Source organism: Ruegeria sp. (assembly GCF_965199275.1).
Lineage (GTDB): Bacteria > Pseudomonadota > Alphaproteobacteria > Rhodobacterales > Rhodobacteraceae > Ruegeria.
The window spans coordinates 202,977-214,809 of record NZ_CBDAQX010000023.1 but is presented as its reverse complement, the minus strand read 5'-3'; the positions used below and the strand labels follow the sequence as shown (position 1 = coordinate 214,809).

Here is an 11,833-nt window from a genome sequence, read left to right as displayed (position 1 = left end):
AGCTCGGGCAAAGCCTCAAACCCAGGGTCAGGACTCATAGCCAATAGATAACGAGTGCTGCGAGGGCGATTGCTGACAGGAAGACCTTCGGGTACCTGTCGTAGCGGGTTGCCATACGCCGCCAATCCTTCAACCTGCCGAACATGATCTCGATCCGGTTGTGCCGTTTGTAACGACGCTTGTCGAACTTTACCGGTTTCTTCCGCTGCTTCCGGCCAGGGATGCAGGCGCGTATCCCTTTGTCTTTCAACGCTTCCCGGAACCAATCGGCGTCATAGCCACGATCCCCGAGCAGCCAATCGACATCCGGCACGCCGCTTAGCAGTGCCCGCGCATCAATGTAATCGCTGACCTGACCGGCGGTGATGAACAGGTTGAGCGGACGTCCCCGGCTGTCGCAGATGGCATGCAACTTGGTATTCATGCCGCCCTTGGTGCGACCCCTCTCGGCAGCATCCTCCGGATGCGCCTGCCGGGCAGTGAATCAGGCGTCCACGCCCCCTTTTTTGACGTCCAAACTGCTTGCGGTACGGTGCGCCTTGAGGTCGTTGGCATCGACCATCACAGTCTTGTCTTCACCGTGTTCGGCAGCCAGACAGGCCATCATCCGGGCGAAGATGCCTTGTTCGTGGCGGCATTCGAACCAGTGGCGTTTGCCACTCACCTCCACCGCTTCCAACGGTTATTGGGCGTTTCCGGGGCTTGCGCGGTCCCACTGGGACCACGATTCCCTTCAACTGTGTGGGCCATAAGCCAAAGGGGCATTCCCTTTGCCAGTATCCCGACCAGATCCACGAGGCCTTCACGCATGACGCAGAGCGCGACGTTTTTGTCTGCCCACAAGGGCACGACCTGAAACTGTGCGCCAATAGCCCGAATAATCGCCGCACTCACCGGGCGCGGTGATAAACCGGCGCAAACACTAGATGTAGTCGGGAGCTTTTTTCACCGATATCGACTGACTATGAGATCGGAACCTAAGCGCCGAACAACTTTCGGATTTTCCGCTTAGTGTTGCGACGGCGATAAGTCCACGTTTTCTGGTAACTTTGAATGAACTGCGCGACCTGCGGGCTAAGATCCGAAGCTTTCCGGATATCTTCGGGCCGATCTTGCCTGATGCTCTGCTCGATAAAGTGTTCGAGCCACCTGAAAAACAGGTCGGGGTAAGCGCGGCCCGGGAAGTACTTTTCCCCCCACTGCACGATTGTTTTGATCTGCCGGAAGGCGTTCTGGTGCAGATTATTTCCGTGTTTGCGGTAGGAGAGAACGATCTTGTTCCCCAGCGAAAAGGTCAACTCGGGGTGTCGCACCATGTGCTGAAACAGGCGCGTCCGCAGAACTATGTCGTCCCCGGTCATCGTGTCATCAAAACCGCCCACAGCCATGAGGGCGTCGCGGCGGAACACCTGACCTTGGATGTAGAAGGAGCCAAGGCTCCTATACTCCAGCTCAATCAGGTCCTGAGCCGTTTCGGGGTGGTTCGCAGGAAGCGGAAGGTGAATGGCATCCGTAATCCGGTGGCCGTTTTCGTCGATCTCGTAGTGACCGGTATTGGCTGCGAAGACGATGTTCCGAGCTTTCGACAAAACCTCGACCGCATCTTTGATACAGTCCGGCATCAGGAGGTCATCCAACGACATCATTGTGACAAATTCGCCCGACGCTGCGTCCAGAACCTTGTTGAAGTTCGCCGGCACATTGCCGGAATTTTCCTGCTTTATGAAAGTGGTCGGAAAGGGGCTCTTAGCCAGTGCGGCCTCAATCACTTCGACCGAATTATCCGGTGATCCATCGTCCAGGACGATGATTTCGATATTGCGATAGGTTTGTTCGTAGATCGATTGCAGACCCGCCGCAGCAAATCTCGCATGGTTGTAGGAGACGCATAATACAGAACACAAATGAGACATTCAGTTCTCGCTTTTCGGCCTCGTCATGAACGGGACGTTCAATTGAAGCGATTGACCGTCCAGCGCCCATGTCAGCAGGCGCGCAGGATCTCGGGTATGACTCGGTTTTTAACGAGTGATCTATCCAGTTGAGGCCCCATTGGCAAGCTCAGCACTTCTTGTGCCAGACGGCGGGCAATCGGGAAAGCCTCGGCTTTGAGGCACAGATCCGCATAGGCGCCCTGCATGTGCGGCGGGATCGGATAATGGATGAGCGTCCCGACCTTGGCCTCGGCCAGATGCGCCTGCATCTCAGCGCGCATTTTGGTGCGGACAACAAAAAGGTGCCAGACAGGGTCCGCCCAATCGGGCACATGCGGCAGGATCAGGCTGCTGCCCTTCAACCCCTTGAGATAGTCGACGGCGATCGTGCGGCGCCGTTCGGTCCAATCGTCCAGCGCCTTCAACTTTACCCGCAGAACAGCCGCCTGCACGGGATCGAGGCGTGAATTTACGCCGGGCTCTTCGTTGACGTATTTCTCGTGAGAGCCGTAGTTACGCAGTATCGCCACCCGGGCGGCCAGGTCTGCGTCGTTGGTCGTCACCGCCCCGGCATCCCCAAGTGCCCCAAGGTTTTTGCCCGGATAGAAGCTCCAGCAGACAATATCGCCATGCCCGCCAAGCCGCTGCCCCTTGTAGGCCGCACCATGCGCCTGCGCCGCATCTTCGATCACCCGAAGCCCGTGGCGGCCCGCAATCTCGAGGATAGAATCTAGGTCGGCAGGCTGGCCGTAAAGGTGCACCGGAAGCACAGCGCGGGTACGCAGGGTGATGGCCGCTTCGATAAGGGTCGGATCGATATTGTGGGTGGCCGGGTCAGGTTCGACCGGAACCGGTATTGCACCAACACCAGAGACGGCAAGCCAGGTGGCGATATAGGTGTTCGAAGGCACGATAACCTCGTCGCCCGGCCCGATGTCCAGCGCACGCAGGGCCAGTGTCAGAGCGTCTAGTCCGTTGGCCAGCCCCACGGCGAACTTGCTGCCGCAATAGGCGGCCCATTCTGCCTCGAAGGCCTCGACCTCGGGACCGAGGATGTAGAAACCACTGTCTAGCACTCGCGCCACAGCGTCGTCGATTTGTTGCTTCAGCTCGCGGTAGGCCGCGCCCAGATCGAGGAAAGGGATCATTCGACCCCTCCACGCAGCGCGTTCTGAAATTCATTGTAGTCCCGGAAATAGTCGGACTCATCATAGACATGCGAGGCAAGCACCATGCAGACTGCGCCTTGACTGAAGGCATCCATTTCGCGCCAGATCATCCGGTTGACGTAAAGCCCTTTGCGCGGGTCACGCAGCCAGAATTCGGTCTTGGTTTCTCCGTCGTCGATCTTAATGCGGAAACTGCCGGACAGCGCAAAGATGACCTGTTCAAGATCGCGGTGTGCATGGCCGCCACGTTCGGAGTCGACGGGTACGTTGTAAAGGTAATAGACCCGAGCAATGTCGAACGGCAGATGGTTACCCCCTTCCACGAAGGTCAGGTCGCCACGGGGATCATGGATTTGTGGAAGGTCGATGATCCGGGCGCTGCCTTGGTGCGCGGAAATTCGTGTCATGGAAAGGTCACCCTTTGAGAAGTTGTAAATATGTGACGCGTAACTCTTCGAACAGTTTGCGCGGATAGTCAAAGAAGATGTCTTGCGCGGTCCTATTGGTCTCGATCATGCCGAGACGGCGATAGAACGCCTCGGCGTGGGTGTTTTCCACCCGGACATCAACCTTGGCTATGCCGAGGCCTAGATGGTCGAAGCCGATGCCAAATGACAAGAAGGCGCTTTCCAGCGCGGCCTTCCTGGGTTTGTTGGCGTCGAGGATCCAGCTGCCCCAGGTGAATCGGTCTTTTTCGATTTTATACAGGCGTACCAACCCGCAGCGGGTGCCGTCGTGACGCTCGATCACGTAATAAAGCTGCCGACACTGGGCCTCCTCGGCCTTGTAGCCTTCGATCCATTGTCGCTGATCCGCAACCGTACCCGTGACCGGGGACAGGTGCCTATTGTAGTGCGGGTTCGTACGCAGAGCGTACACATAGGGGGCATCAGCGGGCGTAATTAGCCTGAGTCTCAGGTTGGGCCCGGCCACTTGGGCAACAGACGATTTGGTCATGATCCTTTTGGAGCTTGTGGTGGCGCTGCGGTCGCAGTCGCCACTATGGATGTTTCCGACGCGCTGCACCAGCCATAACTCCGGTCTCAGCCTGAGGCACGCCGTGGCCCTTTCGGCTTTGCAAGGCCTCATCGAACGGGCGAACCTCTCTGGCGCCGGGGACGTTCTCGAGCTTCTGGAAGCCAGGGTAGTCATGCGCGGTGTCGCAACCGGCCAGCTCCGGGCCGCGTGTCTGACCTGGCAGCCAGCGCATCGGAACAATCACTGTCTTTTTGTCGTTGTCGTTCAGCAGGCCGCCCCAATACCCGAAGCTGGAATTCGAGCTCACCTGGTGATCGCATTCCGAGATCAGCAGAAGGTCCAAGTGTCCGGCCTCGGTATTGTTCACATCGATGCAGCGCCATTCGATGTGTGGCGGCAGTTTCGGCGCCAGGTGACTGCGCACCCAGTCGATGTCGTCAGAGAAGAAGAAGACCTTCGCCTTATCCTGACCCGAGGCTGAGACGATCTGATCGATGGCAGTTCTGTAGTAATCCTCGCCAAGCATCGCCATGCCGATGCTTAAGTAGTCCCCACGACGCACATGGACCGCGATCGACATGGGTGCCTTATGAATATCCGACAGCACATCCCGGTTGGCCTCGTTCAACTCAAGGTCCTTGAAGCGCAGTTCTGAAAGCACCTTGTCTTCGACGTCGGCCACGTACTTCCAGTGTTCTGCGTAACCATCGAAATACAGCGGCTGTGGGTGATCAAAGATGGCAGGGTCGTACCAGTAGGGTTTCGGATTATTGTAGTAGAAATGTCGCTTGTAGAAATCGATCTCGTCCTGCGTGGCGGCGTCCATTTTGATATTTGGAAACAGCGTAGTCAGGGTGAACAGGCGGCTGCTCTTGTTGGAGCAATCCATGCCGTTGGTCTCGAACCACATCAGATCGTACTTTATGACCATGCCGAAGGCCTTCCTGAAACATTCGCCCAACACGTACTTCGTGATCGCCGAGCAAAGCCCACCGTCAACCATGACAATAACCATGGGGTCTTCCCCTCGCGCACGCAGGATCTCCTCTCCCCTCTGGCGAAGTGAACGGTTCTTTCGTTTAGCGACGAACGAATGCAAGGATTTACGAAGACTGCGAGGCGACATAGGCGTATAGATATGCCATTAAATTTGCCATGGCCATGCCAAAATAAAAACGGCAATTTAAACCTGTGCCGTACAGCGATGCCGCGATCCAGGCCCGCCTTACCCTGAAGATTTTGTTTAGGATGCCGCTCCGGCCAACGATCGGGTTCTTGCAGATTTTGTTGCGGCTGGTCGGTTTGGATTGGGCGGTCCAGACTAGGTTCAGGCCTCATAGCCAATAGATAACGAGTGCTGCGAGGGCGATTGCTGACAGGAAGACCTTCGGGCACCTGTCGTAGCGGGTTGCCACAAGCCGCCAATCCTTCAACCTGCCGAACATGATCTCGATCCGGTTGTGCCGTTTGTAACGACGCTTGTCGAACTTTACCGGTTTCTTCCGCTGCTTCCGGCCAGGGATGCAGGCGCGTATCCCTTTGTCTTTCAACGCTTCCCGGAACCAATCGGCGTCATAGCCACGATCCCCGAGCAGCCAATCGACATCCGGCAGGCCGCTTAGCAGTGCCCGCGCACCAATGTAATCGCTGACCTGACCGGCGGTGATGAACAGGTTGAGCGGACGTCCCCGGCTGTCGCAGATGGCATGCAACTTGGTATTCATGCCGCCCTTAGTGCGACCCCTCTCGACAGCATCCTCCGGATGCGCCTGCCGGGCAGTGAATCAGGCGTCCACGCCCCCTTTTTTGACGTCCAAACTGCTTGCGGTACGGTGCGCCTTGAGGTCGTTGGCATCGACCATCACAGTCTTCTCTTCACCGTGTTCGGCAGCCAGACAGGCCATCATCCGGGCGAAGATGCCTTTGTCGCTCCACCGCTTCCAACAGTTATAGAGCGTTTCCGGGGCTTACGCGGCCAAGCGGAAATCAATGGGTCCTGACCCTAGGGTTTTGCTGGTATCGACATTTTCATTTTCTCTTTCTTGTGCCTTCGGCTCAACGTATTCAGGGTATTCGCCGCCTGGCCAATGTCTGAAGTAATCGCCAAACGCCCTCGCCTCATTGACTGCTGCCGCTTCGTTCATTTCAGTTGACAAGTGGCCCAGTAATTTCATGCGCGAAGCTGAAGTGATGCTCGGGTGACGCTTGCCGAGAACCGCATCAACTAGCCCTCCGAACTTCGCCTCGAGTGTTGCTTGTGTCTTCAGTGGGTCGTCGATTTCCACCTGCAGCTCGTTGACCAGCCCTTTCTGAGCCAACGCGTTCCGTCTCGAAACGTCCTGCCTCATCTGGGGTTCACCGGGGTTTTCGTCGAAGACCGCCACAAACGCTGCCCGCACCTCGCCAGCAAGCGCCAGTGCCTGTTTGTGGCTCAACTCTATTGGCCTCTCCTCAAGCTGTCCCAATGGGCTTCAAATGCGGCCAATGCAGCGGGGAACCGCTTCCGCGCTTCCGTCAGTTCTTTCGTCCTCAGAGACGCTTTGGCATGAGTGTTGAACTTGGCTCGCGTTGTGGCGTCGCCGATGGGCATAGTCACGAACGTCCCCTTTGCTTTTTTCGCAACGTCTGGAGGAGCCGCAACCCACAGGTAATAGGTCCCGTTACCTCGTAGGACAGGGTTCGGCATTATCTTCTCTCGCTTAAATGTACCACCTCCATGTACCAGACACCGCGGCGTCACACCCTTAAACACAAGGGGAACCATAAAAACAAAGGTGATTATATGGTGCTGCTGGAGAGAATTGAACTCTCGACCTCTCCCTTACCAAGGGAGTGCTCTACCTCTGAGCTACAGCAGCATCGTGGGCGGGTGATTAGACTCAAACGAAACGCGGCGCAAGGGTGTCTGGACGGTTTTTTTCGCCTCCTGTAGAGAAAGACCATGGCAGACAAAGATACACCTAAAAAACACGGCAAATCCGGTGATGCGCGGGAAGAGCGGCTGAAAGCGGCGCTCAAGGCCAACATGGCACGGCGCAAGGCGCAGGCCAAGGCGCGGGCGGCCTCGGATGACAAAGCCGACAAGGACAAGGGATAAGAGCAGATGGATTCGATTCTGGTGACGGGCAACGGCCCGCTGAACGGTCAGATGCCGATTGCGGGGGCCAAGAATGCGTGCCTGACGCTGATGCCCGCGACTCTTCTCAGCGAAGAACCGCTGACGCTGACCAACGCGCCACGCCTCAGCGACATCAAGACCATGACAGCGCTGCTGCAATCGCTGGGGGCTGAGGTGTCCGCGCTGCAGGACGGGCAGGTCATCGCGATGTCCAGCCATAACCTGACCAGTCAGACGGCGGATTATGACATCGTGCGAAAGATGCGGGCCTCGAATCTTGTGCTGGGGCCGTTGCTGGCGCGATTCCGGCAGGCGGTCGTGTCGCTGCCGGGTGGCTGCGCCATTGGCGCGCGGCCGATGGATTTGCATGTCGAAGGGCTTGAGGCTCTGGGTGCCGAGATCGAACTGAAAGACGGGTATCTGCACGCCAAGGCTCCGGGCGGGCTGAAGGGCGCGGTGCACGAGATGCGCTTTGCCTCGGTCGGGGCGACCGAGAACATCGTCATGGCTGCAACCCTGGCCAAAGGCACCACTGTTCTGAAGAACGCAGCGCGCGAGCCCGAGATTGTCGATCTGGTGGAGTGTTTGCGCAAGATGGGCGCTCAGATCTCGGGCGAAGGGACCTCGACGATCGAAATTCAGGGCGTCGACCGCCTGCATGGTGCCACCCATCAGGTGGTGACAGACCGGATTGAGTTGGGAACCTATATGCTGGCCCCTGCGATCTGTGGTGGCGAGGTAGAACTGCTGGGCGGGCGCATGTCGCTGGTCAGTTCCTTCGTGGAAAAACTCGAAGCCGCAGGCGTCAGCGTTTCGGAAACCGAAAAGGGCCTGAAAGTTGCGCGCAAGAATGGCCGCGTGCGGGCCGTGGACGTGGTCACCGAGCCTTTCCCGGGCTTTCCGACCGACCTGCAGGCGCAGATGATGGCGCTGATGTGTACGGCCGAAGGGACCTCGGTTCTGGAGGAGCGTATTTTCGAAAATCGCTTCATGCACGCGCCCGAACTGATACGCATGGGCGCGAATATCGAAGTGCATGGCGGAACGGCGACTGTTACCGGTGTTGAAAACCTCAAAGGAGCGCCAGTGATGGCGACGGACTTGCGGGCTTCGGTCTCGTTGATACTGGCGGGTCTGGCGGCAGAAGGCGAAACAACTGTCAGCCGGGTCTATCATCTGGACCGCGGATATGAGCATGTGGTGCGCAAGCTGGAAGGCGTGGGTGCCAAAATCGAACGGATCAAGGGCGAATGACAGACGCAAGTTTTGAAGACGGCCGCGAGGCGCCACTGAATCTGGGCGCCGAAGACGGTGATGACCTACAGGTGATCTCATCGCTTGCACAGGATGCGGTGTTCCCGGTGACCGAGATGAAATGGCAGCCCTCGCAGCGCCGTTTCGGGCTGTTGCTGAACCGCTTCCGGTGGGAGGACAAGGATGCCGCCACTCGCCGCGACCGACCTTTTGAACGTGTGCAGTCGGTTCTGGTGTTCGACTCGGTGCTGTCTGTTGCCAGTCAGGGGATCGACCGCCGCGACACGGATATGGTGATGTCCTTGCTCTCGGTCGATTTCGAGGCGGGCGAGGACGGCGCGGGACAGATCCTGTTGACCCTTGCGGGTGACGGCGCGATCCGCCTGACGGTCGAGGCAATTGAAGCCACCCTGAAAGACGTGACGCGCCCCTATCAGGCTCCCTCGGGCCAGGCACCGCATCATCCAGAATAAACGCGGCATATCGCAGGCCTTCTCTGGACCCGCCTCGGGTCTGGAGCTGCGCCGTGCGACCGTTTTCGATGTGTTCCAGATCAGCCAGGTGTTGATCCGCTCGATCACCCATCTCTGCGCGGCGGATCACCACAAAGACCCCGAACTTGTGGCGCTGTGGACATCCAATAAAGACCCGCAGACCGTTCGCGGCTGGATACAAAGCGGATCGGATATCTGGGTGGCTGAGTTGGACGGACAGATCGTGGCCGTCGGAGGGCTGCGCCACGGCTCGATGATCTCACTGCTTTATGTCGATCCCGGCCATGTGCGGCGTGGTATCGGACGGGCCCTGCTGGCCCGGCTGGAGCAGGAGCTAGCGGATCAGGGCTGTGCGCAGGCCTATCTTGATGCAACCCACACAGCGCGGGCCTTCTACCTCAGATATGGCTGGGTTTCGGCAGGCGATGTGGAAGAGTGGCATGGGATGACCCAATTCCCCCTGCGCAAATCGCTGCACCCGGCCGAGAAGGGTTGAGACCAACCCTAACGGGCGATATGTCCCCGTGAAACGCTCCGGAGTGCCAGATCATGCCCGTTTTCCTCGACACCACCTCGCCCGAGTTTGAAGCCGCCTTTCAAACGCTTCTATCGGCCAAGCGCGAAGACAGCCCGGATGTGGATGCGGTGGTGGCCGGGATCATCGACGATGTCCGCAGCCGTGGCGATGCGGCGGTGATCGAGCTGACCGCGAAATTCGACCGCCTGGAACTGACGCCTGAGACACTGGCCTTTTCGGCTGACGAAATTGCCGAAGCCGTCGCACAGGTGACCCCGGAAGACCGCGCGGCGCTGGAACTGGCCGCAGAGCGTATCCGCGCCTATCACGAAAAGCAGATGCCTGAGGATCACCAGTGGACTGATGAGACCGGCGCGACTTTGGGCTGGCGCTGGTCGGCTGTCTCGGCGGCGGGTCTCTACGTGCCGGGCGGTTTGGCCTCCTACCCCTCATCCGTTCTGATGAATGCGATCCCGGCCAAGGTGGCAGGGGTTGAACGGTTGGCCATCGTCGTACCCACGCCCGACGGGCAGGCGAACCCGCTGGTCCTGCTGGCCGCGCAACTGTCCGGTGTAGATGAGATCTACCGTATCGGAGGCGCGCAGGCCGTCGCCGCGCTGGCTTATGGCACCGACACGATCGCTCCGGTCGACAAGATCACCGGCCCGGGTAATGCCTTTGTCGCCGCAGCCAAACGTCGGGTGTTCGGCAAGGTCGGGATCGACATGATCGCGGGCCCCTCGGAAATCCTCGTGATTGCCGACAAAGACAATGAGCCCGACTGGATCGCGTTGGACCTGCTCAGCCAGGCCGAACATGATGAAAGCGCGCAGTCGATCCTGATCACGGATGATGCCGGGTTCGGTCAGGCCGTGGCGCAGGCCGTTGAAAAACGCCTTGAGACCCTGCAACGCCGCGCCATCGCCGGCGCCAGTTGGCGCGACTTTGGTGCGATCATCACCGTGCGCGATCTGAATGAGGCCGCCGCGCTGTCGAACCGCATCGCGCCGGAACATTTGGAACTCTGCGTGGCAGACCCGGTGACGCTGAGCGAGAAGACCATCCACGCAGGCGCGATTTTCCTTGGCCAATACACGCCCGAAGCCATTGGCGACTATGTCGGCGGCCCCAACCATGTGCTTCCCACGGCACGTTCGGCGCGGTTCTCATCCGGCCTCAGCGTGATGGACTTCCTCAAGCGCACCACCCTCAGCCAGATGACCCCCGAAGCGCTGCGCGCCATCGGACCCGCGGCTGAGACATTGGCGCAATCGGAAAGCCTCGAGGCGCATGGTTTGTCCGTCACCGCACGTCTGAACCGGCTTAACGGCTGATGGGACGCAACGATCGCCAGCTTGTAGCGTTTCTGTGCGTTGCCCATTGAAATCCATTGTTATAGGTCTGAGCAGACGTGAAGGATGTGACCGTTAAAATGACCCGTATCTCGCATATCGAACTGGATGACCGGAACCTGCCCCCGCCGACCCCCGAGATCGAGCAGGAGCGCAAGGTCGCCATCTATGATCTGCTTGAGGAGAACAGCTTTGACCTGCCTCAGCGGGATGATCGCGCCATTCCCGACGGCCCCTATCACCTGCAGCTTTCGATCCGCGACAAGCGACTGGTGTTTGATATCAGCACCGAAGACAGCCAGAAAGCGGCCGAGTTCCACCTGTCCCTCGGGCCGTTCCGGCAGGTGGTAAAAGACTATTTCCAGATCTGCCAAAGCTATTTCGACGCGGTCAAATCTCTGCCGCCCAGCCAGATCGAAACCATCGACATGGCCCGGCGCGGCATTCACAACGAAGGCAGCCGGGTTCTGCAGGAACGGCTGGAAGGCAAGGCCGACGTAGACACCGACACCGCCCGACGCCTGTTCACGCTGATCTGCGTGCTACATTTCGGAGGCTAACGGGTGACGCCTCTGCCGCAGTCCATTCTGTTCTGTTGCGACCACAACTCGGTTCGGTCTCCGATGGCCGAAGGCATCATGAAAAAGTTCTACGGCACCGGCACCTATGTGCAGTCCGCTGGCGTCCGCAACGATCTGGACATTGACGGCTTCTGTATCGCGGTCTGTCAGGAAATGGGCGTTGAGCTGTCCCGCCACCGCACCCGATCCTTTGACGAGATGCAGGAATGGGGCGACGACCTCAGCTCGTTCGATCTGATCGTCGCTTTGTCCCCGGCCAGTCAGCGGCGGGCGCTAGAGCTGACGCGGATTTTCCACCTCGATGTCGATTATTGGCCAATAATGGACCCTACCGGGATGGGCGAGACACGGGAATCAAAGCTACATCACTACCGACAGACCCGCGATCAGATCATCAAGCATCTGAAAGACCGCTGGGGCGAACCAACGGAGTGAC

Annotated in this window: 14 protein-coding genes, 1 tRNA gene and 3 pseudogenes; 8 read left to right on the top strand and 10 right to left on the bottom strand. The window is 58.7% G+C overall.

Annotated features, from left to right (window positions below; genetic code table 11):
* Positions 1 to 34: 34 nt before the first annotated feature.
* The 6 genes and pseudogenes from ACOERD_RS23770 to ACOERD_RS23745 all read right to left on the bottom strand — a co-directional run.
* A pseudogene (locus ACOERD_RS23770) lies at positions 35 to 628 on the bottom strand (IS5 family transposase); the annotation flags it as partial.
* A gap of 349 nt (positions 629 to 977) precedes the next feature.
* On the bottom strand, positions 978 to 1,913 hold the full coding sequence (locus ACOERD_RS23765; RefSeq protein WP_170539206.1) for a glycosyltransferase family A protein: 936 nt from the start codon (positions 1,911 to 1,913) through the stop codon (positions 978 to 980).
* Positions 1,914 to 1,984: 71 nt separating this feature from the next.
* Positions 1,985 to 3,082 carry a DegT/DnrJ/EryC1/StrS family aminotransferase gene (locus ACOERD_RS23760; RefSeq protein WP_419740699.1) on the bottom strand — a complete coding sequence of 366 codons (1,098 nt, stop codon included), beginning with the start codon at positions 3,080 to 3,082 and terminating at the stop codon, positions 1,985 to 1,987.
* Positions 3,079 to 3,510 carry a sugar 3,4-ketoisomerase gene (locus ACOERD_RS23755; RefSeq protein WP_419740698.1) on the bottom strand — a complete coding sequence of 144 codons (432 nt, stop codon included), beginning with the start codon at positions 3,508 to 3,510 and terminating at the stop codon, positions 3,079 to 3,081. Before ACOERD_RS23755 ends, ACOERD_RS23760 begins: the two co-directional genes overlap by 4 nt.
* 7 nt (positions 3,511 to 3,517) lie before the next feature.
* Positions 3,518 to 4,129 carry a GNAT family N-acetyltransferase gene (locus tag ACOERD_RS23750; RefSeq protein ID WP_419740697.1) on the bottom strand — a complete coding sequence of 204 codons (612 nt, stop codon included), beginning with the start codon at positions 4,127 to 4,129 and terminating at the stop codon, positions 3,518 to 3,520.
* The gene (locus ACOERD_RS23745; RefSeq protein WP_419740696.1) at positions 4,104 to 5,096 is read right to left on the bottom strand and encodes an alpha-1,2-fucosyltransferase; all 993 of its coding nucleotides are present in this window, start codon (positions 5,094 to 5,096) and stop codon (positions 4,104 to 4,106) included. The genes ACOERD_RS23750 and ACOERD_RS23745 overlap by 26 nt, the downstream gene beginning before the upstream one ends.
* 182 nt (positions 5,097 to 5,278) lie before the next feature.
* Between ACOERD_RS23745 and ACOERD_RS23740 the strand changes: the two are divergent.
* A pseudogene (locus ACOERD_RS23740) lies at positions 5,279 to 5,398 on the top strand (transposase); the annotation flags it as partial.
* 17 nt (positions 5,399 to 5,415) lie between these two features.
* Here ACOERD_RS23740 and ACOERD_RS23735 read toward each other — a convergent pair.
* The 4 genes and pseudogenes from ACOERD_RS23735 to ACOERD_RS23720 all read right to left on the bottom strand — a co-directional run.
* A pseudogene (locus ACOERD_RS23735) lies at positions 5,416 to 6,042 on the bottom strand (IS5 family transposase); the annotation flags it as partial.
* Between the two features lie 6 nt (positions 6,043 to 6,048).
* Positions 6,049 to 6,516, bottom strand: coding sequence for a hypothetical protein (locus tag ACOERD_RS23730; protein ID WP_419740695.1), 468 nt, complete (start codon positions 6,514 to 6,516; stop codon positions 6,049 to 6,051).
* Positions 6,517 to 6,518: 2 nt separating this feature from the next.
* Positions 6,519 to 6,767: a DUF6538 domain-containing protein gene (locus ACOERD_RS23725; protein ID WP_419740694.1), complete on the bottom strand. Its 249-nt coding sequence runs from the start codon at positions 6,765 to 6,767 to the stop codon at positions 6,519 to 6,521.
* Between the two features lie 97 nt (positions 6,768 to 6,864).
* A tRNA-Thr gene (locus tag ACOERD_RS23720) sits at positions 6,865 to 6,939 on the bottom strand.
* Between the two features lie 83 nt (positions 6,940 to 7,022).
* On the opposite strand from ACOERD_RS23720, the gene ACOERD_RS23715 reads away from it, so the two are divergent.
* From ACOERD_RS23715 to ACOERD_RS23685, 7 genes are all read left to right on the top strand, one after another.
* On the top strand, positions 7,023 to 7,178 hold the full coding sequence (locus tag ACOERD_RS23715) for a hypothetical protein (RefSeq protein ID WP_419740693.1): 156 nt from the start codon (positions 7,023 to 7,025) through the stop codon (positions 7,176 to 7,178).
* 6 nt (positions 7,179 to 7,184) lie between these two features.
* A complete protein-coding gene (murA, locus tag ACOERD_RS23710; RefSeq protein WP_419740692.1) occupies positions 7,185 to 8,453 on the top strand; it encodes a UDP-N-acetylglucosamine 1-carboxyvinyltransferase in 1,269 nt (422 codons plus the stop codon).
* Complete coding sequence (locus ACOERD_RS23705) at positions 8,450 to 8,926, top strand: DUF2948 family protein (RefSeq protein ID WP_170470878.1); 477 nt, start codon at positions 8,450 to 8,452, stop codon at positions 8,924 to 8,926. The genes murA and ACOERD_RS23705 overlap by 4 nt, the downstream gene beginning before the upstream one ends.
* 70 nt (positions 8,927 to 8,996) lie before the next feature.
* Complete coding sequence (locus tag ACOERD_RS23700; RefSeq protein WP_419740691.1) at positions 8,997 to 9,443, top strand: GNAT family N-acetyltransferase; 447 nt, start codon at positions 8,997 to 8,999, stop codon at positions 9,441 to 9,443.
* Positions 9,444 to 9,496: 53 nt separating this feature from the next.
* A complete protein-coding gene (gene hisD, locus ACOERD_RS23695) occupies positions 9,497 to 10,798 on the top strand; it encodes a histidinol dehydrogenase (protein WP_419740690.1) in 1,302 nt (433 codons plus the stop codon).
* A gap of 98 nt (positions 10,799 to 10,896) precedes the next feature.
* Entirely contained in the window at positions 10,897 to 11,376 is a 480-nt protein-coding gene (locus ACOERD_RS23690) for a UPF0262 family protein (protein ID WP_170379879.1), read from the top strand.
* Between the two features lie 3 nt (positions 11,377 to 11,379).
* Entirely contained in the window at positions 11,380 to 11,832 is a 453-nt protein-coding gene (locus tag ACOERD_RS23685) for a low molecular weight phosphatase family protein (protein ID WP_170379877.1), read from the top strand.
* Position 11,833 lies beyond the last annotated feature (1 nt).

Bases quoted from the DNA above. Each gene is read 5' to 3' on its own strand.
- ACOERD_RS23745 (WP_419740696.1), bottom strand. From the start codon at position 5,096: ATGGTTATTGTCATGGTTGACGGTGGGCTTTGCTCGGCGATCACGAAG.
- ACOERD_RS23755 (WP_419740698.1), bottom strand. From the start codon at position 3,510: ATGACACGAATTTCCGCGCACCAAGGCAGCGCCCGGATCATCGACCTT.
- ACOERD_RS23765 (WP_170539206.1), bottom strand. From the start codon at position 1,913: ATGTCTCATTTGTGTTCTGTATTATGCGTCTCCTACAACCATGCGAGA.
- ACOERD_RS23760 (WP_419740699.1), bottom strand. From the start codon at position 3,082: ATGATCCCTTTCCTCGATCTGGGCGCGGCCTACCGCGAGCTGAAGCAA.
- ACOERD_RS23690 (WP_170379879.1), top strand. From the start codon at position 10,897: ATGACCCGTATCTCGCATATCGAACTGGATGACCGGAACCTGCCCCCG.
- hisD (WP_419740690.1), top strand. From the start codon at position 9,497: ATGCCCGTTTTCCTCGACACCACCTCGCCCGAGTTTGAAGCCGCCTTT.
- murA (WP_419740692.1), top strand. From the start codon at position 7,185: ATGGATTCGATTCTGGTGACGGGCAACGGCCCGCTGAACGGTCAGATG.
- ACOERD_RS23725 (WP_419740694.1), bottom strand. From the start codon at position 6,767: ATGCCGAACCCTGTCCTACGAGGTAACGGGACCTATTACCTGTGGGTT.
- ACOERD_RS23715 (WP_419740693.1), top strand. From the start codon at position 7,023: ATGGCAGACAAAGATACACCTAAAAAACACGGCAAATCCGGTGATGCG.
- ACOERD_RS23705 (WP_170470878.1), top strand. From the start codon at position 8,450: ATGACAGACGCAAGTTTTGAAGACGGCCGCGAGGCGCCACTGAATCTG.